The organism is Desulfocurvibacter africanus subsp. africanus DSM 2603, from assembly GCF_000422545.1.
Taxonomy (GTDB): Bacteria; Desulfobacterota; Desulfovibrionia; order Desulfovibrionales; family Desulfovibrionaceae; genus Desulfocurvibacter; species Desulfocurvibacter africanus.
In genome coordinates this window covers 49,401-70,949 of sequence record NZ_AULZ01000020.1, presented here as the reverse complement: position 1 = coordinate 70,949, position 21,549 = coordinate 49,401, and the positions used below count along the sequence as shown (strand labels likewise).

Sequence of the window (21,549 nt, the reverse complement as noted above, 5' to 3'; positions counted from 1 at the left end):
GCCATGGGCGGGCCGCGGTTCATACAGATTCGGGCCTCGGCCGGCTCGGGCAAGACCTTCGCCCTGACCAGGCGATTCCTGGAACTTTTGCGCGCATCGCGGCCGTTCATGCCTCCCTCGGCATGCGGGGCCGAGGACCCGGACGGCTTTGCCTGGCCCGAAATCATGGCCGTGACCTTCACCAACAAGGCCGCGACCGAAATGAAGGAGCGCGTCGTGGCCGCGCTCAAGGGCCGCGCCCTGGGCCTGGACTCCCCGACCGCCCAGGCCTGGAGTCCTGAGCTGGCCGCACTATTTCTGGAGCGCATCCTGCGCCATTATCACCTGCTCAACATTCGCACTATCGACAGCCTGCTCAGCCGCCTCGTGCAGATGTTCGCCCTGGACCTGGGCCTGCCGCCGGACTTCGAGGCCGTATTCGACGATGAGGAGTTGTTCGGTCCGCTGTACGATGCCCTGTTGGCCGCTGCACGCGACCCGTCCCGACCGGAAGCCGCACTCCTTGAACGCTCCATGGATTCCCTGCTGCACCTGGAGCGCGTGAACGGCTTCTGGCTTCAGGAACGCTTGCGTGATCGGCTCAAGGATGTCTTCACGCATGTCCTGCGCAGCCCCTGCAAGCCCCTGAGCGATGCGACCGAGCTGTCAGCCCTGCTGGCGGACTATCATGCGGATTTCACGCGGGTCGCGGCCGAAGTGGATGCGGCCCTGGCCGCCGACGATATCAAGCTCCTGGCAAATTTTCGCAAGTACCTGGACTATTGCCTTCTGTCCAAGCCCGAAGACGAACCCAAGGACTCGGTCTACGCAGCCAAGGAGAGCATTGTCGCCTGCCTGCCCAAGGCCTGCCAAGGCTTGGCCATGGCCGAGCATGAGCAGGTCTATGCCCGTTTCCGCGAACAGGCCGAGGCCTACCGCACCATGTGGACGGCCTTGACCGGCGCGGGCAGGCTTGCACCGTTCCTGGACCTTGCGCAGCTGCTGCTGGGCCGGCTCGCGGATCAGGAACGCGAACTTGGCCTGGTGCTGGCCTCAGCCTGGCCCTTGCTGGCGTCACGGCTGCTTGGCCACGACGGCGGCGTACCCGAGGCATTCTGCCGCCTGGGTGTGACCTTGCGCCACCTGCTGATGGACGAGTTCCAGGATACGAGCCGCGACCAGTGGCGGGCGGTTCTGCCCCTGGCCCAGGAATGCCTTTCGCGCGGAGGCTCGCTGCTCTACGTGGGCGACGTAAAACAGGCCATCTACGGCTGGCGCGGTGGCGAGGCCAGACTCTTCGAAGAGGTCGGCTCCGATGTCGCGCTCATGGCCATCGCCGGCCTGGAGCAGGAGGAACTGGTCTACAACTGGCGCTCCCGACGCCAGGTGGTCGAATTCAACAACGCCTTCTTCGGCCTGCTGGAGTCGTCCGACAATGCCAGGGCCGTTGCCGAGGTCCTGCTCCCGGATAGCGCGCCCGAGGATGCCAAGGCGTTGCTGGCCGAGGACCTGTGGCGCTCCTTCGCCATGTGCCGCCAGCAAGTGCCCGCCAAGAATCATGACGCCACGGGCCTGGTGCGCGTGCGCACCGTGGCGGCAAGCAGCGCGGACGAACTGGAGACCGAGACGCACGGGTTGCTGACCTCCCTGATCGAGGACTTGCGCGAGCGCGGCCGCGACTGGGCCGAGATCGCCATCCTCGTGCGCAGCAACGCCCAGGCCGCCCTGGTCGCCGGCTGGCTGCTGGAAGAGGGCACGCCCGTGATCACGGAGAACAGCCTGGAACTGGCCAGCCATCCCCTCGTGCGCCAGCTCGTGGCCTTTTTAGCCTTTTTGGACTACCCGCTCGACGGCCTGGCCTTCTGGCAGTGCCTCCAGGGCGAGGAGCTCTTCCTGGATGCCTGCGGCCGATCCCGCCAGGAATTCGCGGACTGGCTGGCGGGACAGGATACTTCCAGCGTGGCCTGGCGGTTTAGACGCGACTTCCCGGATCTGTGGGAAGCCTGGTTCGCGCCCTTTCTATCCCGCGCCGGGCTTATGAGCCCCTACGACCTGGTCATGCGCGCCCTGGACATCTTCGGCGTCCTGCGGCGCAGACCCGAGGACGAACCATTTGCCCAGCGCTTCCTGGAAGTGCTGCACCGGGCCGAAGAGCGTGGATTCCGCTCCCTGTCCACGTTTCTGGATTTCTGGCGGCGCAAGGGAGGCGAGGAACGCCTGCCCATGCCAGAGCATGTGGATGCCGTGCGCATCCTGACCATACACAAGTCCAAAGGCCTTGAATTTCCGGTGGCCATCGTGCCTTTCCACCATTGGCCCGCTGGTCCGGACCACAGCCTGGCTCAAGTGGGCGACCCTGCCGCCGGAGCCAGCCTGCTGGTGCCCATGCGCAAGGAGCTGGGCCCTCAGTACTGGCAACGCCAGTGCCAGGGGCTGCTGGAGCAGGTGAACTTGCTCTATGTGGCCTGGACCAGGGCCAGCGAGGAACTGCACGCCTTCGTGCCGCCGGAGGGGCTCACGCGCGCAACCCTGGTCACGGCGTTGGATCTGATGCTGGGCTTGGCCGGCCGTAGCGAGGAGGACGCGTTGATGCAGGTTGGTCAGCCCCCCCGGCGCATGCGCCAGGAGGAGGTCGCGCCTCTCGCCAAGCTCCATTCCGCACAGGCCGTGCAGGCCGAAACTACGCCCGCGAACACCGAAACGCTCGTGCGCTGGTTGCCCAGGCTGAAGGTCTACCGGCACTTCAGCGCGGATACGCAATACGGCTTCACCCAATCCGAACGGGGCAACGTCTTCCATGCGGCCCTCGAATATCTGGTCTGGTTGGGGGCGGACGGCGACATTTGCGGAGAGGCAATGGAATCAGCCGTGGCCAAGGCTCTATCCCTGTATCCCCTGTCCAAAGACCTGCGCGAGCAAGCGGCGGACGAGCTGCGCCAGGGGCTGGGATGGTTCCTGGGCCTGCCGCAGGCCGCCCATTGGCTGCGTAACGGACGGCCCGAGACCAGTCTGCTGAACGAGGATGGCAAGGTGCTGCGCGCGGATCTGCTTGTGGAGCTGGACAACGAGCTGCACGTCATCGATTTCAAGACCGGCATGCCGGCCTCGGATCACCGCGAGCAGGTCCTGGGCTATATGCGTCTGGTTGCGCGCGCGGACGGACGGCCCGTGCGCGGCTATCTGGCCTACCTCGATCGTAGAGAGCTGCAGGAAGTCATTCCGGGCACTGGAGGCATGGCCGCATGAATCCGGTCGTGCTCATTCCCTGGCAGGAGCATTTCATCCACCGCCTGCGCGATTACCTGCTGGAAACCTTTGGCCAGGGGCTCAGGGACTCGGTAATCGTCTTCCCCCATGCGCGTCCCGCAAGATACCTGACTCTGGCCCTGGCCGAGGCCGCCGGCGGAAAGGCCGTGATCCTGCCGCGCATGCTCAGCGAATCCGAGTGGGTCCACCAGCTCCATGCACGGCTGCACCGGCTTCCAGCCCGCCAGCCAGGTCAACTCGACCGTGTGGGCCTGCTTTACGAGGTCATCGAGCAGCAACACGCTACCGGCCAGGGGCTTCTGTCGCGCATGCCCATGGACCGCAAGGCCCTATTCCCATGGTGCCTGCGCCTGGCTGAACTGATCGAGGAATTCCTGCGCGCGGGCCGCCGGCCCGAAGACCTTCCGGGCATGGAAGACGAGGTGCAGCCCTGGGCAGCGGCCCTGCTGGAGCGACTGAGCGGCATCTTTGATACTTACTTGCGCATCATGGAAGAACGAAACCTGGCCACGCCGGGCATGGAATCATGGCGCGTGGCCCAGCGCGCGGACGAGGCCGCGAGCCTTTTGGCCCAATCCCGTGCGCCCGTGGTCCTGGCCGGTTTCTATGCCCTGCCAGGCGCGCACGAACGGATTTTTCGCAGCGTATGGCGGCGCGGACTGGCTACGCTGGTTTGGCACACGGACCCGGCCCTGGCCGAAGGGAAATGCGGACACTGGTCCGCGCAGGCGCATGCGGATCTGCTCAAACGCTGGGGAGTGCGCGCGGAGTTGTATCCTGCTGCGGCGGACGAAGAGCAGCCCGCGAGTATCCGCTTCCATCAGGGCTTCGACCTGCACTCGCAGCTCACGGCCCTGCGCGACGAACTCCAGGAGAATCAGGACGCCGAGGAAACAACCGACACGGCGGTGATCATCCCGGACGAGGGCATGCTCGTGCCTGTGCTGCACCACCTGCCCGACCGCGACGTGAACGTGACCATGGGCTATCCGCTCACGCGCACCTCGCTCTATGACCTGCTGGAGACGGTGTTGCGCCTGCAGGAGACGTCCGAAGGTCCTGGCCGCTATTACTGGCGCGAGGTGATCAACCTGCTGCGCCATCCCTACCTCAAAATGCTGCGCCTGGACGAACGCGAGCCTCTGCGCCTGGCCTTCCACGCCATGGAAGAGGAGGTTCGCCGAGGGGAAAAGTATCTCGATCCCCTGGCCTTGCCCGTGCCGGACACCGCCTACCCCGAAGGCCTGGAGCCGGAGGCTGTCGAAGACTTGCGCCAGGAGGTGCTTCACGCCTGCTTGACCGCCTTCGAAAACGTCGAAACCTTGGCTGGCTTGGCTTCAGCCTTACGCGGTTTACTGAGTATCCTGCGCACCTACGGTTCCGATCTTTGGCGAATCTTCCTCATAGATGCCGAATGCCTGGATCGTGTGCTGCGCGGGGTCATTCCCGAGTTGGAATCCAGCACCATCAGCGAGCAGAGCCTTCCACGCGACACGATTTTCTCCCTGCTGCGCCGCTACGCCAGGGAAAAGCGCGTCGCCTTCGAGGCCGACCCGATCACGGGCCTGCAGGTCATGGGCTTTTTGGAAACGCGCCTGCTGAACTTCCGCAAGCTTTACGTGCTCGACGCCACCGAGGAGAAAATACCCGGTGCGCCCGCGGGCGACCCTCTGCTGCCCGATCCCTTGCGCCACCGCCTGGGACTGCCGAATAGCCGCGAGCGCGACTACGTATCGGCGTATACGTTTTACCGCCTGGTACGTGCGAGCAAGCAAACGCTCATCCTCTACCAGAGCGGCGTGCAACCCGGCGGAATTCTGGACGGCAAGGCCCTGCGCAGCCGTTTTATTGAGCAGCTGTTATGGGAGGAGGAACGCAAATCCGGCAGGATCATCAAGCCGGGACAGCCACCGTTATCCGTATCCCTGCCTACCGTACGCCCCCTGACCTTGCACGGGCATGGCCTGGCCAAGGCAGAGGCGCTGCAGGATCGGCTGCTCGGGCGACTGCAGGGCAAGGTTTCGTCGTCCCTGCTGGATTGCTACCTTGGTTGTCCCTTGCGCTTCTTCTATCAGTATCTCACCCCGCTCAAGGCCGTGGAGGAAGTTGGCGAAGACGGCGATCCCATGGAGCTGGGCAATCTCGTGCACGAGGTGCTGCGGGAGTTCCTGCTGCCATACAAGGGGCGACCGCTGCCTGCCGGTGCGTTGGATCCCGCTGCGCTGAGTGGTCTGTTCCTGGAGAGATTACGGCAAGCGCCCTTCTACCTCCAGCTCGGACAGGACGGCCGCCTGTCCCTGGAACGCACCGGACCGCACCGCATGGCCCTGTTCGCCCGCGGCACGCCCGAAACTCTCATCCGTGAGTTGGAGCTGCCCGTGCGCGCCTCCTTCTCCCTCGACGGTCGGGAATACCTGCTGGAGGGACGCCTCGACCGCGTGGACGAGCGCGAGGGCGGCGACGTTATCCTTGATTACAAGACAGGCTCCCCGCCAAGCCCCAGCCAAGCTCTGTTCCTGGATGAAGAGCTGTGGACGCGTATGGACTCCTGGCGGTCCGGCAGCGACCCGCAGCTGCTGGGAGAGCTGTCCGCTGCTGTGGGCAGTCTGCAGATGCCCACCTACCTTTACCTGTACAACCAGATTTCAGGCCGTACCGCCAGCGAGGCTGCCTGGGTCTCCCTGCGCGATACGGGCGGAGAGCGGCGCTTCTTCCCCGCAGCCATGGGGCCGGAAGCCCGATTGGAGTTCATATCGTCCCGCGTACCGCGCTTGTTGGCCTTTTGCCTGCGGCATATGACTAACGAAGAAACCATTAAGGCGCGGCCAAGCCGGCGCTGCGCTTGGTGCCCATACAGCGCGGCCTGCGACTCGCCCCACAGAGGAGGGTATAAATGATAGCATCTGAAGGACGCATTGGACGCGTCTTTGTCCTGCGTCTGCAGGAAGGTGACAAGGTTCCGGACTGCATCGAGGAATTCGCCAAGGAACGCGCTGTCGAAAGCGCCACGTGCCTGATGCTCGGCGGCGTCGGCTCGGGTAACCTGGTAGTCGGCCCTTTGAATCCGCATAGCCGCCCTATCGAACCTATGCTCAAAAGCTTGGATATCGCCCACGAAGTCGTGGCCGTTGGCACTATCTTTAAAGACGAGGACGGCGCTCCCAGGCTGCACATGCATGGAGCGCTGGGACGCGGCGGATACACGGCCATGGGCTGCCTGCGCCAGGGAGTGGAGATCTGGGGCTTGGCCGAGGTCGTCTTGCTGGAGATCACGGGGCTGGGCATGCTGCGCAAGATGGACCCGGCCTTCGGCTTCGAGGTGCTGAGCAAGGAATAGGACTGCGCGCTAAGTCCGTCCCCATGCCGCAGGACAGGCCCTGTATCTGCGGCTCGGAGATACGACTTTGGCAGGAGCCGTCCTCCATATCTTTGAGCGCGTCGCGATACACTTTAGTTTGCGGTCCGAACCTTTGCGCCTCGACATTTGCGCTGGTGTTCTATATACCCCTGAACCTGCACGCTGCCACGTCCTGTCAAGGAGCCTTGCATGCCCTGCCGCATCATCGAAATAAGCACACCTGCGCAGATTGCCGAATTCGCCGCCTGGAGCGCCGGACGCTTCGCGCCGGACGAGGCGCGCGAGGCTAAGGTCGAGGACGTTGTCAGGGACATCATCCGCGCCGTGCGTGAACGTGGCGACACAGCCCTGGTCGAGTACACCCGGAGCTTCGACTGCGACTCCTTCGACTTGTCCATGCTGCGCGTGCCGGACGAGTCCATACAGTCCGCCATGGCCGCGGTCCCGGATAAGGATCTGGAGATCCTGGCCGAAGCCGCCGAAAACGTACGCGACTTCCACCAACGCCAAGTCCAGCAATCCTGGATGACCACACGCGAGGACGGCACGGTCCTGGGCCAACTTGTACGCCCAGTGGACCGAGTTGGACTCTATGTGCCGGGTGGCACCGGCGGCCAGACGCCGCTCATTTCCAGCTTGATCATGAATGCCGTGCCGGCCCAGGTCGCCGGAGTGTCCGAAATCGCCGTGGTCACGCCGCCGCGCAAAGACGGCACGATCAACCCACATATCCTGGCTACTGCCGGCATGCTGGGTATAAGTGAAATCTACGCGGCCGGCAGCGCCTGGGCCATAGCGGCCCTGGCCCTGGGCACTGAAATCGTCCACCCCGTGGATGTCATCGCCGGACCGGGCAACCTGTATGTCACCACGGCCAAGCGGCTGCTCATGGGCAAAGTGGGCATCGATATGCTGGCCGGGCCAAGCGAAATCACCGTGCTGGCCGACGATTCGGCCAATCCGTCCTGGTTGGCCGCGGACATGCTTTCCCAGGCCGAGCACGACACGCTTGCCGCCGCCATCCTGGTGACTGCCAGCCGTGATCTGGCCGAACGCGTCAAGGATGAGCTTGAAAGGCAGGTCAAATCACTGCCCCGCCATGATATTGCGGCCGCCGCGCTCAAGGATTGGGGAAGTATCGTGCTCGTGCCCAATCTGGATGTCGGTTTGGGACTGGTCAATGCCATTGCGCCCGAGCACCTGGAGCTGGCCGTGGCCGACGCATGGTCTCTGCTTGGCAAGGTGCGGCACGCCGGAGCCGTGTTCCTGGGCAACCACTGCCCCGAGGCCGTGGGCGACTATTTCGCCGGCCCCAACCATGTGCTGCCCACCACGCGCACTGCGCGCTTCGCCTCGGCCTTGTCCGTTGAGACTTTTTGCAAGAAGACCAGCCTTGTGGCCACCTCATGCGCATACGTATCTGATAATGCTGCCAAGATCGCCCGCTTGGCTCGCCTGGAAGGTTTGGAGGCCCATGCCCGCTCGGCGGAGATCAGGACGAATAGATGATGAATTACAAGGACTTGCCATGAAGACAGTCATTCAGACCGACATCAAGGAATTTCCCCTGCTCCACCGGGGCAAAGTTCGTGACATCTATGGGATTGACGCTGAGCGGCTGCTCATCGTTACCACGGATCGCATCTCGGCTTTCGACGTGGTTCTGCCTGACCCTGTGCCGCTCAAAGGCGCTATCCTTAACCAGATCACTCTGTTCTGGATGGATAAGTTCAAGGATCTGGTGGAAAATCATGTGCTGGCTTCCGAGACAAAGGACTTTCCCCCCGAACTCGCTCCCTATGCCGAGGAACTGGCCGGTCGCTCGGTGCTCGTCAAGCGGGCCAAGCCATTGCCCATAGAGTGCATCGTACGCGGCTATATCACCGGCTCGGGCTGGAAGGACTACCGCAAGACCGGCACGGTTTCGGGCCACAAGCTCCCGGTCGGGCTCCAGGAGTCCGAGATGCTGCCCACTCCCCTATTCACGCCCTCGACCAAGGCGGAAATCGGCCAGCATGACGAAAACATCACCGTGGAGCAGGCCAAGGACATGGCTGGCCGCGACATGGTGGCTCAAGTGGAAAAACTGTCCATCGAGATTTACTCCCGAGCCCGTGACTACGCCCGTTCACGCGGGATCATCATCGCCGACACCAAGTTCGAATTCGGCACGATCGACGGTAAGCTCCTGCTCATTGATGAAGTGCTTACGCCAGATTCCTCACGTTTCTGGCCAATGGATGGTTATGCACCCGGCCAAGGACAGCCCAGCTTTGATAAACAGTTCGTACGCGACTGGTTGGAGCAGATAGGCTTCAACAAGCAACCGCCCGCGCCGCACCTGCCGCTGGAGGTAATTGAAAAAACCAGGGATAAATACCTGGAGGCCTATGAACGATTGACCGGCGCGTCACTCAGTGTTTAATACAGGAACAGACAAACACATCTTCCATCGACTGCTCAGCTTCAAGGAGGTTCTCCGTGCTGCTTAAAGATAAGAAGGCCGCCATCTTCGGCGTGGCCAACGACAAGTCCATTGCCTACGGTATTGCCCAGCAGTTCAAGCAACATGGCGCCCGGCTCAGCTTCAGCTACCCCGGTGAAGCCATTCAAAAGCGCGTCGATCCCATCAGCGAGGAGATCGGCGGAGATTTCACCTTCCCCTGCGACGTGACCTCGGACGAGCAGCTCGCCGCCGCGGCCCAGATTGTAAAGGAGAAATGGGGCAGCGTGGACGTGCTCGTGCACTCCGTGGCCTTCGCCAACAGAGACGATCTCAAGAACCGCTTCATCGACACCTCGCGCGACGGCTTCAAGCTGGCCCTGGACATATCGGCCTATTCGCTCGTGGCCATGTGCAAGGCTTTCGAGCCCCTGCTTGCGCCGGGTGCTTCCGTCATGACCATGACCTATCTGGGTTCCACGCGGGTGGTCACGAACTATAACGTCATGGGCGTGGCCAAGGCCGCTCTGGAAGCGAGCATGCGCTACCTGTCCCATGAAATGGGAGCCTCGGGCGTGCGCGTCAACGCCATCAGCGCGGGTCCCATCAAGACCTTGGCTTCCAGCGGCATCTCCGGCTTCAAGTCCATCTTCAACCACATAGAGGAAAGAGCGCCGCTCAAGCGCAACGTCAGCATTGACGACGTGGGCAAGACCGCCCTCTATCTGGCATCGGATCTCGCTTCCGGCGTCACCGGCGAAGTGCTTTTCGTGGACTCCGGCTATAACATCATGGGACTTTAAGCATTTAGGGGATTCCCCGCATGTATCAGCTATTGACCATATTGGGCATTGCCATCGTCTGTATCCTGCTCGTGCGCGTGGTCTTTCCGCGCATGGGCATGGGCGGCTGAAATCCGCGCGGTGGGTGCGGTCCGCGCCCCCGGGATGACGACAGGAAGTAACCGAAGTCCTTGACAGGAAGAATATCGAGGACTAACAAGCTTCCTCTTGCCTTGCTCTTCCTCCATGTAAGGAAGGGCCGTAAGACCACAAGGAGGACGCTTATGCGCAAGTACGAAACGCTTCTGTTGTTCAGTCCCGAGCTGACGACAGAAAACCGCAAGGAGATTCTGGACAACCTCGGCGCCATCGTGGCGCGCGAGCAGGGCCAGACTCTTATGCTGGATGAATGGGGCTCCCGCGAACTCGCCTACGCCGTGAACAAGTTCACTCGCGGTCACTATGTCCGTCTGGAGTACGCCGGTCCCAGCCCGCTCATTGCCGAGCTTGAGCGCAATATCCGGATCACCGACGGCATCCTCAAGTTCGTCACAGTCAAGCTGGACGAGAACTTCCAGGCGGGGGAGGAGTAAGCCATGGCATTCAAGAGACGTTTTGCCCCAAGGAAAAAGTATTGCCGCTTTTGCGCGGACAAGAACGTGGCCATCGACTACAAGAACGCGGACCTGCTGCGCGACTTCATCACTGATCGCGGCAAGATCATCGCCCGCCGCATCACCGGCACCTGCGCCAAGCACCAGCGGAGACTGACCACCGCGATCAAGCGCTCCCGGCAGATGGCCCTGCTCTTCTATACCACAACGCACGCCACTTACGTGCGCAAGAAGACCATTTAGGAGTAGCCGCCATGCCCATGAAGATCATACTGCGCGCGGACGTGGATAACCTGGGCGTGCTTGGCGACGAAGTCGCCGTCAAGCCCGGCTACGCTCGCAACTATCTCATCCCGCAGGGCTTGGCCATGCCCGCCACCGGGTCCAACCGCAAGCAGTTCGAGCTGGAAAGCAAGAAACTGCAAGCCAAGGCCGACACTGCCCGCGGCGGCGCCGAAGCTCTTGCCGCCCAGATCAACGATGCCAAGGTTGTCATCGAGGTGCGTGTGGGCGAGGGCGACAAGCTCTACGGCTCCGTCACTGCCGGCAATATTGCCGACGCCCTGGCAGCTAAGGGCATTGAGCTCGACAAGCGCAAGATTCAGCTCGATCAGCCGATCCGCTCCACGGGAGCCTATACCATTGACGTACGCCTGCATCCTCAGGTGCGTGCCGAACTCAATGTGTCCGTGGTCCGGCTTGGCCATACTGAAGAGGCCCAGGCCGAGGCGGCTCCGGCTGCCGAGCCCGAGACTCAGGCCCAGGGCGCTGCCGAGTAGAGACATGAACGGGAACAGGCGCGCTTCTTCCCCAGGGGCCGCCGGCTCCCAGCTCACACAGGAAGCTCTTGGGAAAGTTTCCCAGGATATTCTGCGTAAAATCCCCCCCCAGAATCTGGAGGCTGAACAGGCCGTTCTGGGGGGGGTATTTCTGAACAGCTCCGTATTTCCCCAGCTCCTAGATCTGCTGGATGAGGATGACTTCTACTCCCCGGCCCATCAACGGATATACGCTGCTTTTACGGAGCTTTTCCGCAAATCCATTCCCGTCGACCTGCTCACCGTCGCCGATGAACTGCACAAGAGCGGTCAACTCGACACCATCGGCGGCCAGCCTTACCTTGCCGAACTGGCCGGAGGCGTCATCTCCGCGGCCAATGCGGTCTATCATGCCGAAATCGTCAAGGAAAAGTCCATTCAACGCCGACTCATCCGCGTTGCCACGGACATCATCGGCGAATGTTTCGAGCCTGGAACCGGCGTCACCGAATTGCTGGACCATTCGCAGCAGGCTATTTTCCATATTTCCCAAAGCCGCGGCACGCAGCCGTACCGATCCAGCGCCGAACTTGTCACGGAAGTCTTCGACAAGCTAACCGAACGCGCCAACCGCGGCGAACTCATCACGGGTGTCCGCACATTCTATACGAAATTCGATGAGATAACTTCCGGTCTGCAGCCAACAGACCTCATCATCATCGCCGGCCGCCCGAGTATGGGCAAGACGGCCTTCGCCCTGAACCTGGCCATGAACGCGGCTATTCACGACGAAGTGCCCACAGCCATCTTCTCCCTGGAAATGGGCATGGATCAGCTCATGATGCGCATGTTGTGCATCCATGGCTTGGTCGATCTCAAGAACGTGCGCAACGGCTTCCTGGGCGACGAGGATTGGGCCAAGCTCACGGACGCGGCCGATGCCTTGTCCCGCGCTCCCATCGTCATCGACGATACTCCGGCCATCACTGCCATGGAACTCCGCTCCCGCTGCCGCAGGCTCAAGATGGACAAAGGCCTCGGACTGGTCGTGGTGGACTACTTGCAGCTCATGCGCGCCAGCCGGCGCACGGACTCCCGCGAGCAGGAGATCTCTGATATCTCGCGCAACCTGAAGGCCCTGGCCAAGGAACTGCATGTGCCGGTTATCGCTCTGTCGCAGCTGAACAGAAAGGTGGAAGAGCGAACCAACAAGCGGCCCATGCTCTCGGACCTGCGCGAATCCGGGGCCATTGAGCAGGACGCCGACGTGATTTGCTTCATCTACCGTGACGAAGTATACAACGAGGACTCCCCCAAAAAGGGAGTGGCCGAAATCATTGTCGGCAAGCAGCGCAACGGTCCTGTGGGCGCTGTGGAGTTGGCCTTCATCGGCAAAAGCACGGCCTTTCGCGACTTGTCCCACCAGCCGGAGCCCTCGCCCTCGGAAGCCTCCAGCTTCTAGGCGCGGCCCGGCGCCAGCATCCAGGAGGATCGCGTGTATTTCGACCCGGTGGAAGCCCTGGAGCGAGATGCGCTTGCTCAATTGCAGACTGATCGGTTGCGAGCAACCGTCGAGCGAGCCGCCAAGTCCCCTTTCTATTCCAAGCGGCTTGCCGAAGCTGGACTCTCTGCCGCTTCGGTGACCTCGCCCGAAGACATCCGCAAATTTCCCCTGACCGGCAAGGATGATCTACGCTCCAATTATCCTTATGGATTTCTGACTTGTGATCGTCGCGAACTGGTTCGTCTGCATGCATCCTCGGGCACCACAGGCAATCCCACAGCAGTACTCTATACCCGGAAGGACTTGGAGCAATGGGCCGCGCTGGTGGCCCGCTGCATGTATTCCGTGGGTATGCGCAAGGGCGACGTGTTCCAGAACATTGCGGGCTATGGCCTGTTCACCGGCGGCCTTGGCATCCACTATGGGGCCGAATGGCTGGGCTGCTTGACCATTCCGGCCGGTGCGGGCAACACCAAGCGCCAGATCAAGCTCATCCAGGACTTCGAAGTCACCGCCCTGCACATCATCCCGTCTTATGCGCTCTACTTCGGGAGTGTGTTGGAAAAAGAGGGCATCCGGCCCGAGGACTTTCCACCGCGCATCGCACTCATCGGCGCGGAGCCGCATACCGACGAGGCGCGCAAGCGCATCGAGCAACTCCTGGGCCTGCGAGCATTCAATTCCTACGGCCTGTCGGAAATGAACGGCCCGGGCGTGGCCTTCGAGTGCACCGAGCAGAGCGGCATGCACATCTGGGAGGACGCCTACATCGTGGAGGTGATCGACCCGGTCACGCTGGAGCCAGTCCCTGAAGGCCAAGTTGGCGAACTGGTGCTCACCACGCTCACTCGCGAAGGCATGCCCATCATCCGCTACCGTACCCGCGACCTTACGCGCCTGCTACCGGGCCAATGCGCCTGCGGCCGGACTCACCGCCGCATCGACCGCATCTCCGGCCGCGCCGACGACATGCTTATCATCAAGGGCGTGAACATCTACCCCATGCAGGTCGAGCAGGTGCTCATGACCATGCCTGAGGTGGGGCAAAACTATCTTATCATCATCGAGCGTGAAGGCTACCTTGATCAGCTACGCATCAAGGTGGAAATCCAGGATGAGTATTTCGTGGAGGACATGCGGGGGTTGCGCTCCCTGCAGGAGAAGATCGCCCACAAGCTGCACGACGAAATCCTCATCACTCCGCGCGTGGATCTGGTGCAGCGTGGCACCCTGCCCCAAAGCGAAGGCAAGGCCAAGCGCGTGGTGGATGCACGGGAGACGAACTAGTGGCGACGGTCCTGGCTGCTGCGTTCATCGCCCTATTGCTGGCAGTGCTGGTCTTGCACCTGCTCAGCCTGCCAGCCAACTGGATACTGCTCGGGCTGGTGGCCGTCTGGAAGTGGACGCACCCAGCCATGGACGCTGGCTGGTGGTTCTTCGGCCTGCTGGCAGGCCTGGCCCTGGCCGGCGAGATCATCGAGCAGGTTGTGCAGATCGTCGGCGGCAAACGCTACGGCAGCTCGGGCCGGGGCCTGCTCGGCGCGTTCATCGGCGGCTTCGCAGGTGCGATCATGGGCGCGCCGATCCTGTTCGGGCTGGGCGCCATCCCAGGCGCGCTCCTGGGGGCCTATGCCGGTGGATTGATCTTCGAACTCATGCACGAGCGGCCTTTTGTCGAAGCGCACCGCTCCGCCCTGGGCAATATGTACGGGCGCATCCTAGGCAACGTGCTCAAGCTTGCCTTGGGCATCACCATGCTCGTGCTGTCGATTCCCAGAATTTGGCCAAATTGATTGTTCGCCGACCGTATGGGTCGGATCACCTAATTCCGCATGATGGAGTCCCGCATGGCTACGCTATTTCCACTGCATCGCGGCCGCATGGAATACTTCTGTCTGGGTTGCGGTGCGCGCTATGGAATCGACCAGCTCCTGTACACTTGCCCCGAGTGCGGCGGCGTATTCCTGCTGGAAGACCTGGACTTCGATAAGCTGCGCGAAACTCCCGGCGAAGGGTGGCGTGAGATATTCGATGCCCGAGCGGGCGAGAAGCGCGCCTTCCTGCGCGGCATCTTCCGCTTTTACGAGATCACGGCTCCGGTGCTCGAATCCGAGGACATCATCTGCCTAGGCGAGGGCAACACGCCTATCGTGGAGGCCAGCCCAGCCCTGCAGCAACGCCTGGGCGGCCAGCGCATGGCCTATAAGAACGACGGCCAAAACCCGAGCGCGTCTTTCAAAGACCGCGGCATGGCCTGCGCCTACAGTTACCTCAAGGCGCTCATCCGCAAGCACAAGTGGGACAGCGTGCTGACCATCTGCGCCTCCACTGGCGACACCTCGGCCGCGGCCGCACTCTACGGCGCGTATGTGGGTGGAGCAATCCGCACTGTGGTGCTGCTGCCCCAGGGTAAGGTCACGCCCCAGCAGCTGGCCCAGCCGCTCGGCAGCGGCGCCGTGGTCATGGAGATTCCCGGCGTATTCGATGACTGCATGAAGGTGGTCGAGCACCTGGCCGACAACTACCGCGTGGCCCTGCTCAACTCCAAGAATGCCTGGCGCATCCTGGGACAGGAATCCTACGCATTCGAGGTTGCTCAGTGGTACGATTGGGACATGGCCGGCAAGTGCGTGTTCGTGCCTATCGGCAATGCCGGTAACGTCACGGCCATCATGGGCGGCTTCCTCAAGCTTCACCGCCTGGGCATTATAAACGAGCTGCCGCGCGTATTCGGCGTACAGTCGCACCATGCCGACCCGGTCTACCGCTATTACAACGAATCCGACCCGACCAAGCGCACATACCAGCCGGTCAAGGTAACGCCTTCGGTTGCTCAGGCAGCCATGATAGGCAATCCGGTTTCCTTTCCACGCGTGAAGCACTTCGTAGACCAGTACACGGCCATCGGCGGCCGGGACGCCTTCCAGGTGCTACAGGTCACTGAACAAGCCATCATGGAAGCCATGCTGCTGGCCAACCGCCATGGCCACATCGCCGACACCCAAGGCGGTGAATGCCTGGCCGGGCTCATGACCGCCATGGACCAGAAGCTCATATCCAAGGACGAACTGGCCGTGCTCGATGCTACGGCACACATGCTCAAGTTCATCGGCTTCCAGGAAATGTATTTCCAGAACACCTTCCCGCCCGAGTACGGCGTATCGCCCGACCCGGCCATGACCAATGCTCCCCTGCCCGTGCTGTCCATGCAGGACAAGCAAAGCCTGACGCCCGAGGAATTCACGCTCAAGGCCGCCGAGACCGTGGCCTCGCGGCTTGGCGTGGAACGCAAGCGCTAGGCCCGGCATGGCCAAAAGAATTCGCGCCGACCAGGCTCTGTACGAGCAGGGCTTGGTTAGTGATCGCGAGAAGGCCACGCGGCTCATCATGGCCGGACAGGTCCTGCTTGAACGCGGCGGCAGGTTCGAACTCGTGGCCAAGCCAGGCCAACAGGTTGCGCTTGACGACGTGCTCGTGCTCAAGGAGGGCGAACGCTTCGTAAGCCGCGGCGGCTATAAGCTGCTTACGGCCATCGAGGAGTTCGAGTTGGACTTCACCGATCTGGTGGTGCTCGATGCCGGGGCGTCCACGGGCGGATTTACGGACTGTGCCCTGCAGCATGGAGCGCGGCGTGTATATGCCGTGGACGTAGGCACGCACCAACTGCACGAAAAGCTGCGCCAAGATCCGCGCGTGGTAAGCCTGGAAGGCGTGAACCTGCGCCATGCGGGGCCGGAATTGATCCCCGAGGCTGTGGATGCCGTGGTTGCCGACGTGTCCTTCATCTCGTTAACCCTCGTGCTTCCGGCCTGCATGCGCTTCCTCAAGCCCGGCGGCCTTGTCGTCGCGCTGGTCAAACCCCAATTCGAGCTTGAGCCCCACGAGATCGGTAAGGGCGTGGTGCGCGATGAGTCCCTGCAGCGCAAAGCCGTGGATAAGATTATTGCCTTCGCCAACCAGGAGTTGGGTCTGAGTCTTTCCGGTGTCGCTCCTTCGCGCATCAAGGGACCGAAAGGCAATCAGGAATACCTGGCCTGCTTCCAAAAGCCTGCCTGAACTCTGAATATCCAACTATTTCGATTGTCTCGGCAATCCGTGAGTGCTAGAGACAGCACCCATGTGGCAAGGCACCTTCTTCAGTCTGCTCTCGGGCATTGCTTTCGGCTTGCTGGGCGTACTGGCCAAGCTTGGCTATGCCCAGAACATGCCCGTGGGCCTCGTGCTCCAATGCCGTTTTCTGTTCGGCGCGGCCTTCATGTTCCTGTTCCTCCTGGGCTGGCGCCGCCGGCTCCTGCGCCTTGACCTGCCCGGCCTGGCCATGGTGGCCGCCATCGGCATGGTGCTCTACTATGCCCAGAGTTCTTTCTTCTTTCACTCAGTGGAGCACATCCCGGTTTCTACCACGGTGCTCATCCTCTACGGCTATCCCGTGACAGTGACGCTCCTCTCGGTTGTCCTGTACAAGCTAAGGTTGACCAGGCTGCTCGTGCTCTCGCTCATCCTCGTCAGCGCCGGCTGCGGCCTTATCTGCTATGACGCCTTCCTGCGCGAACTCAATCCCACAGGTCTGCTTTACGCTTTCGGCGCCTTGGGATGCTTCACGATCTACCTTCTGCTGGTACAAAAGGTCATGCAGGGACGCCATCCACTCTCCGTGAGTTTCTACATGATCCTTTTCACGGGCCTGAGCTTCCTGCTCCTGCAAGGACCCGGCACCCTGGCCTCGTTGCGCATGTCGAACCTGCCCATAGCCCTTGGCCTGGGATTCATCCCGACGGCCTTGGCCATAACTCTGCTCTTCCTGGCCATTGAGCGCATCGGCAGCGCTCACGCCGCCATCTTCTCCTCTTCCGAGCCTGTTGCCGCGTTGGTGGCGGCACACCTCATCCTCGGTGAGCCCATAGTCACGCTACAGGTCATGGGCATGCTGCTGATCCTCGCGGGCGTCATCCTGCCCAATCTGAAGACTGCCGTCATTCTCAGAAGATCAAGAGCAGTCAGCAGGAGCAGCTAGTTGCAAAGGTCGTCTGCACCTAGTCCAAGCATAGCCATCTAGCCGCCTTGGCTATGTTAGCCGCTAAAGGACAGTTCGTCTTAGCCTAACGAATTCACGAATTCCCGCCCCCACTTCCGGCATTGCTCCCGGCCCTCTTCACCTGGTTGCCAGAGCAGCTTGAAGCCGTCGTTGACCAGTTCAAATCCGCCTTCCCGCAGACGCTGCGTGATGAGCTTCACTGACTCACCGCTCCAGCCATAGGAACCAAAGGCCGCCGCCTTCTTCTGCTTGAACTTCATGCCTCGAATTTCTTCAATGATTCCGGCTACAGAGGAGAGTATGCCGTTGTTGATGGTCGAAGAACCCACGAGCACGGCCTTGGAACGGAATACATCCGTAACCATAACGGTGCGGTCGCTCCTGGCTATATTGTACAGCTTCACTTCCGTACTCGGACTGGCGGCGCGAATGCCTTCGGCAATGGCTTCGGCCATGACCCGTGTGGCGTTCCACATGGTATCGTACAGCAACGTGATCTGATCTTCCTGGTAGTCGTCGGCCCATTCCTCATACTTCTCCACGATGTTCATGGGCCTGCTTCGCCAAATGACGCCATGACTCGGGCAGATGAGGTTCAGGGGCACGTTCATGCTCTTGAGTTCGTCGATTTTCTTGCGCACCGAGGGAGAGAACGGGGTTAGGATATTGGCGTAATACTTGAGAGCTTCATCAAACAGTTCGCAAGGATCCACCAGGTCATCGTACATGAACTCGGATGCGTAGTGCTGTCCGAAGGCATCATTGGAAAACAGAATGTTATCCTCGGTAAGATAGCAAAACATGCTGTCCGGCCAGTGCAGCATCGGAGCTTCAATGAAAACAAGATCCATGTTTCCCAGGCTGAACTTGTCTCCAGTGCGCACGACCTGGAAATTCCAGTCCTTATGATAGTAGCCTGTGAGCGATTTTACTGCATTCTTGCTGCAATAAAGGGGCACATCCGGGATGCGGCTCAACAACTCGGGCAACGCGCCGCTATGATCGACTTCCGCGTGGTTAACCACCACCGCATCGATTTTTTGGAGGTCCACGAGCCGCTCCAAATCCTGGACAAAAGCCCGATCATAAGGCGACCAGACCGTGTCCACGAGTACGGTCTTCTCCCCACGAACCAGATAGGAATTGTAGGATGAGCCACGAGCCGTAGTGTATTCCTCGCCATGGAATTTCCTCAACTCCCAGTCTATTTTGCCAACCCAGGTGACATTTCTGGTGACGGAAAAGCTCATGATTCCTCCTCGCTGCCGTACGTTAAGCCGGAGCAATCCCGACCTTATTAACTGCTTACAGCATTGCCGCCCAGAATCAAACGCCAGGATCATTCGCCGGCCAAGCTGCCCCGTGTGCCAGATCAAGGAAGTATGTCAGGGTGGCTTTACTTGCACCGTCCAGCGGGTGTGCTATGTTTCCCCTGATGCAAGTCGTTGGCAGACTTGTATTATTTTAAAGGATTACTAAAGCGAGGCGTGACATAATGGCAAAGAGATCACATCTGTACGCCGCTCTGATCATGCTGCTGTTGCTCGGCGTCCACTTGCCAGTGGCGCTTGCGGCCAAACAGGGCGACAAGGCATATCCCAATGGGCAGTTCCTTCTTTCGGCCACCAAGCTCCATGCACTACTCGAAAAGGATGGTGTGGTGGTCGTCGATGCCCGTGACGACAAGGACTTCGATGGCCGGCTGTTGCCGGGAGCAGTACGCATGCCCTGGACGCTCTTCACGCAGTCCGATCCTACCCGAAACATGGGGGGCGTGTTCGTAGGCACAGTCAGGGCACTGGATATCCTTGCTCAACATGGCATCAGCCGAAACGACATGGTCGTTCTTTATGATTCCGTAGCTAGGGACGGCGGGGCCACGGCCTCATATGTCTTTTGGGTCCTGGACCTGCTCGGCCATGAAAAAATGGCCCTGCTTGAGCGCGGCATCGATGGTTGGAAAGAGGCCGGGCTGCCTGTGACCAGCGAGTCAGCCAAGCCTACCCCGAAGCGATATGAAGCATCCTGGGAAGAGGTGCGTTTACGCAGGCTGACCGAGGAGCAGTTCATCATGAGCCGTTTGGGAGATCCTTATTACCAGATTCTCGATTCGCGCTCTCAAGACGAGTACATTGGCAAGAGGATCAATACCGCCCTGGACGGGACTCCACTCAAACCAGGGCATATACCGGGGGCGTTCAATGTAGACTACACGCTCAACTGGAGGGGCCAAGACAAGGCGATCAAGCCGTATGCGGAACTCCGCCGACTGTATGGTGAGCTTGATCCCACCAAGGCTGTGATCGCCTACTGCCATTCCGGCCGGCGAAGCTCTTTCAGCTATTTCATTCTTCGGCTGATGGGCTTTGAGGACGTCATTCTTTATGATCACTCTTGGCAAGGCTGGGGCCAGCCCCAATTGTTCTATCCTGCGGCAAACAAATGACCGGCTGATACCCGAGTTGTCGATGTTAAAGATTTCCAAGGCACTTAGAGCAGATTGCTTTTAAGACGCCCGCTCCGGCGTTGACGGCGCAAGTGAATTGCGCCTACGCCAAAGCTAGCGGTAAGCCATGCCAACGCATGGCTTGCAGAGCATTTTCAAAAGCAAAATGCTCTAACTCGAGAAGGAAATGAAACGTTCTTTTTACCTGATCTGACAGATCGGGTATGCTCGCACCAGGCCGTCACACTCAGAACCTCACTTGAATAGAGCGGAGGCGATCATGACCGACATTCCCAAGCTTCTCGGCAGTGAAGCCGACTCCCTGCTCAACCATACATGCACGACCATCCCCAAGGAGGTCCTGCACGCGCCTGGGTCGGATTTCGTGGATCGGATCATGGCCAGTGGCGACCGCCCCGTGCCTGTGCTGCGCAACATGCAGCTCATTTTCAACACCGGCCGCCTGGCAGGCACGGGCTACCTGTCCGTCCTGCCCGTGGATCAAGGCATTGAGCATACGGCTGGCTCGTCATTCGCCGCCAATCCGGCCTTTTTCGACCCTGAAAACATAGTCAAGCTGGCCCTGGAGGGCGGCTGCAATGCAGTGGCTTCAACACTGGGCGTGCTTGCTTCGGTGGCGCGCAAGTATGCGCACAAGATACCTTTCCTGCTCAAACTCAACCACAACGAGCTGCTGACCTATCCCAACAAGTGGGATCAGCACATGTTTGCCTCGGTGGAGCAAGCCTTCGAGATGGGCGCCGTGGCCGTCGGCGCGACAATCTATTTTGGTTCCGAGGAATCCAACCGCCAGATAGAGGAGGTCTCGGCCGCCTTCGAGGCTGCTCACGAGCTGGGCATGGTCACCGTACTGTGGTCCTATTTGCGCAACCCAGGCTTCAAAAAGGACGGCAAGGATTATCACACTTCGGCGGACATGACCGGCCAGGCCAACCATCTGGCTGCGACCATCAAGGCCGATATCGTCAAGCAGAAGCTGCCCACCCTCAACGGGGGCTTCAAGGCTATCGGCTTTTCCAAGACCGATCCGCGCATGTACTCGGATCTGGCCACGGACCATCCCATCGACCTGACTCGCTACCAGGTAGCCAACTGCTATATGGGACGGGCCGGGCTCATCAACTCCGGTGGTTCCTCGAGCGAAAACGACCTTGCCCAGGCTGTACGCACGGCGGTTATCAACAAGCGGGCCGGGGGCATGGGCCTCATCTCGGGCCGCAAGGCTTTCCAGAGATCCATGCCAGACGGCGTGGCGCTGCTACAGGCCATCCAGGACGTCTACCTGGACAAAAGCATAGGCTTGGCCTAGGCCGTTTTGTCGGAAGGCAACCCAGCGGATTCC

At 60.9% G+C, this 21,549-nt stretch carries 18 protein-coding genes; 17 read left to right on the top strand and 1 reads right to left on the bottom strand.

Annotated features, from left to right (window positions below; translation table 11 throughout):
• The first annotated feature begins 3 nt into the window (after positions 1-3).
• From H585_RS0114170 to H585_RS0114095, 15 genes are all read left to right on the top strand, one after another.
• Complete coding sequence (locus H585_RS0114170; protein WP_027368288.1) at positions 4-3,225, top strand: UvrD-helicase domain-containing protein; 3,222 nt, start codon at positions 4-6, stop codon at positions 3,223-3,225.
• Complete coding sequence (locus tag H585_RS0114165) at positions 3,222-6,143, top strand: PD-(D/E)XK nuclease family protein (RefSeq protein WP_027368287.1); 2,922 nt, start codon at positions 3,222-3,224, stop codon at positions 6,141-6,143. Before H585_RS0114170 ends, H585_RS0114165 begins: the two co-directional genes overlap by 4 nt.
• Positions 6,140-6,583 carry a PPC domain-containing DNA-binding protein gene (locus tag H585_RS0114160; RefSeq protein ID WP_027368286.1) on the top strand — a complete coding sequence of 148 codons (444 nt, stop codon included), beginning with the start codon at positions 6,140-6,142 and terminating at the stop codon, positions 6,581-6,583. The genes H585_RS0114165 and H585_RS0114160 overlap by 4 nt, the downstream gene beginning before the upstream one ends.
• A 210-nt stretch (positions 6,584-6,793) precedes the next feature.
• The gene (gene hisD / locus H585_RS0114155; RefSeq protein ID WP_027368285.1) at positions 6,794-8,113 is read left to right on the top strand and encodes a histidinol dehydrogenase; all 1,320 of its coding nucleotides are present in this window, start codon (positions 6,794-6,796) and stop codon (positions 8,111-8,113) included.
• Positions 8,114-8,132: 19 nt separating this feature from the next.
• Complete coding sequence (locus H585_RS0114150) at positions 8,133-9,029, top strand: phosphoribosylaminoimidazolesuccinocarboxamide synthase (protein ID WP_027368284.1); 897 nt, start codon at positions 8,133-8,135, stop codon at positions 9,027-9,029.
• Positions 9,030-9,085: 56 nt separating this feature from the next.
• Positions 9,086-9,850, top strand: a complete 765-nt coding sequence (locus H585_RS0114145; RefSeq protein WP_014261132.1) for an enoyl-ACP reductase FabI — start codon at positions 9,086-9,088, stop codon at positions 9,848-9,850.
• Between the two features lie 263 nt (positions 9,851-10,113).
• Positions 10,114-10,422: a 30S ribosomal protein S6 gene (gene rpsF / locus H585_RS0114135; protein WP_005985952.1), complete on the top strand. Its 309-nt coding sequence runs from the start codon at positions 10,114-10,116 to the stop codon at positions 10,420-10,422.
• A 3-nt stretch (positions 10,423-10,425) separates the two neighbouring features.
• Positions 10,426-10,686: a 30S ribosomal protein S18 gene (rpsR, locus tag H585_RS0114130; RefSeq protein ID WP_005985949.1), complete on the top strand. Its 261-nt coding sequence runs from the start codon at positions 10,426-10,428 to the stop codon at positions 10,684-10,686.
• 11 nt (positions 10,687-10,697) lie between these two features.
• The gene (rplI, locus tag H585_RS0114125) at positions 10,698-11,222 is read left to right on the top strand and encodes a 50S ribosomal protein L9 (RefSeq protein ID WP_034628131.1); all 525 of its coding nucleotides are present in this window, start codon (positions 10,698-10,700) and stop codon (positions 11,220-11,222) included.
• A gap of 4 nt (positions 11,223-11,226) precedes the next feature.
• A complete protein-coding gene (gene dnaB, locus H585_RS0114120) occupies positions 11,227-12,663 on the top strand; it encodes a replicative DNA helicase (protein WP_027368282.1) in 1,437 nt (478 codons plus the stop codon).
• A 33-nt stretch (positions 12,664-12,696) separates the two neighbouring features.
• Positions 12,697-13,992, top strand: a complete 1,296-nt coding sequence (locus H585_RS0114115) for a phenylacetate--CoA ligase family protein (RefSeq protein ID WP_027368281.1) — start codon at positions 12,697-12,699, stop codon at positions 13,990-13,992.
• Positions 13,992-14,498 (top strand): DUF456 domain-containing protein, encoded by a 507-nt coding sequence (locus tag H585_RS0114110; protein WP_014261136.1) that lies wholly within the window; start codon positions 13,992-13,994, stop codon positions 14,496-14,498. The genes H585_RS0114115 and H585_RS0114110 overlap by 1 nt, the downstream gene beginning before the upstream one ends.
• Positions 14,499-14,552: 54 nt before the next feature.
• Positions 14,553-16,004 carry a threonine synthase gene (gene thrC, locus H585_RS0114105; protein WP_027368280.1) on the top strand — a complete coding sequence of 484 codons (1,452 nt, stop codon included), beginning with the start codon at positions 14,553-14,555 and terminating at the stop codon, positions 16,002-16,004.
• Between the two features lie 7 nt (positions 16,005-16,011).
• Positions 16,012-16,761: a TlyA family RNA methyltransferase gene (locus tag H585_RS0114100; protein WP_027368279.1), complete on the top strand. Its 750-nt coding sequence runs from the start codon at positions 16,012-16,014 to the stop codon at positions 16,759-16,761.
• A gap of 61 nt (positions 16,762-16,822) precedes the next feature.
• Complete coding sequence (locus H585_RS0114095; protein ID WP_027368278.1) at positions 16,823-17,719, top strand: DMT family transporter; 897 nt, start codon at positions 16,823-16,825, stop codon at positions 17,717-17,719.
• Positions 17,720-17,799: 80 nt separating this feature from the next.
• On the opposite strand, the gene H585_RS0114090 is transcribed toward H585_RS0114095, so the two are convergent.
• The gene (locus tag H585_RS0114090; protein WP_027368277.1) at positions 17,800-18,990 is read right to left on the bottom strand and encodes an anaerobic nitric oxide reductase flavorubredoxin; all 1,191 of its coding nucleotides are present in this window, start codon (positions 18,988-18,990) and stop codon (positions 17,800-17,802) included.
• Between the two features lie 245 nt (positions 18,991-19,235).
• On the opposite strand from H585_RS0114090, the gene H585_RS0114085 reads away from it, so the two are divergent.
• Positions 19,236-20,186: a sulfurtransferase gene (locus H585_RS0114085; RefSeq protein WP_027368276.1), complete on the top strand. Its 951-nt coding sequence runs from the start codon at positions 19,236-19,238 to the stop codon at positions 20,184-20,186.
• Positions 20,187-20,466: 280 nt separating this feature from the next.
• Positions 20,467-21,516, top strand: a complete 1,050-nt coding sequence (locus H585_RS0114080) for a class I fructose-bisphosphate aldolase (RefSeq protein ID WP_027368275.1) — start codon at positions 20,467-20,469, stop codon at positions 21,514-21,516.
• Positions 21,517-21,549 lie beyond the last annotated feature (33 nt).

Coding starts and splice junctions, on each gene's coding strand:
- H585_RS0114170 (WP_027368288.1), top strand. CDS start 4: ATGGGCGGGCCGCGGTTCATACAGATTCGGGCCTCGGCCGGCTCGGGC.
- H585_RS0114165 (WP_027368287.1), top strand. CDS start 3,222: ATGAATCCGGTCGTGCTCATTCCCTGGCAGGAGCATTTCATCCACCGC.
- H585_RS0114160 (WP_027368286.1), top strand. CDS start 6,140: ATGATAGCATCTGAAGGACGCATTGGACGCGTCTTTGTCCTGCGTCTG.
- hisD (WP_027368285.1), top strand. CDS start 6,794: ATGCCCTGCCGCATCATCGAAATAAGCACACCTGCGCAGATTGCCGAA.
- H585_RS0114150 (WP_027368284.1), top strand. CDS start 8,133: ATGAAGACAGTCATTCAGACCGACATCAAGGAATTTCCCCTGCTCCAC.
- rpsF (WP_005985952.1), top strand. CDS start 10,114: ATGCGCAAGTACGAAACGCTTCTGTTGTTCAGTCCCGAGCTGACGACA.
- rpsR (WP_005985949.1), top strand. CDS start 10,426: ATGGCATTCAAGAGACGTTTTGCCCCAAGGAAAAAGTATTGCCGCTTT.
- rplI (WP_034628131.1), top strand. CDS start 10,698: ATGCCCATGAAGATCATACTGCGCGCGGACGTGGATAACCTGGGCGTG.
- dnaB (WP_027368282.1), top strand. CDS start 11,227: ATGAACGGGAACAGGCGCGCTTCTTCCCCAGGGGCCGCCGGCTCCCAG.
- thrC (WP_027368280.1), top strand. CDS start 14,553: ATGGCTACGCTATTTCCACTGCATCGCGGCCGCATGGAATACTTCTGT.
- H585_RS0114100 (WP_027368279.1), top strand. CDS start 16,012: ATGGCCAAAAGAATTCGCGCCGACCAGGCTCTGTACGAGCAGGGCTTG.
- H585_RS0114095 (WP_027368278.1), top strand. CDS start 16,823: ATGTGGCAAGGCACCTTCTTCAGTCTGCTCTCGGGCATTGCTTTCGGC.
- H585_RS0114090 (WP_027368277.1), bottom strand. CDS start 18,990: ATGAGCTTTTCCGTCACCAGAAATGTCACCTGGGTTGGCAAAATAGAC.
- H585_RS0114085 (WP_027368276.1), top strand. CDS start 19,236: ATGGCAAAGAGATCACATCTGTACGCCGCTCTGATCATGCTGCTGTTG.
- H585_RS0114080 (WP_027368275.1), top strand. CDS start 20,467: ATGACCGACATTCCCAAGCTTCTCGGCAGTGAAGCCGACTCCCTGCTC.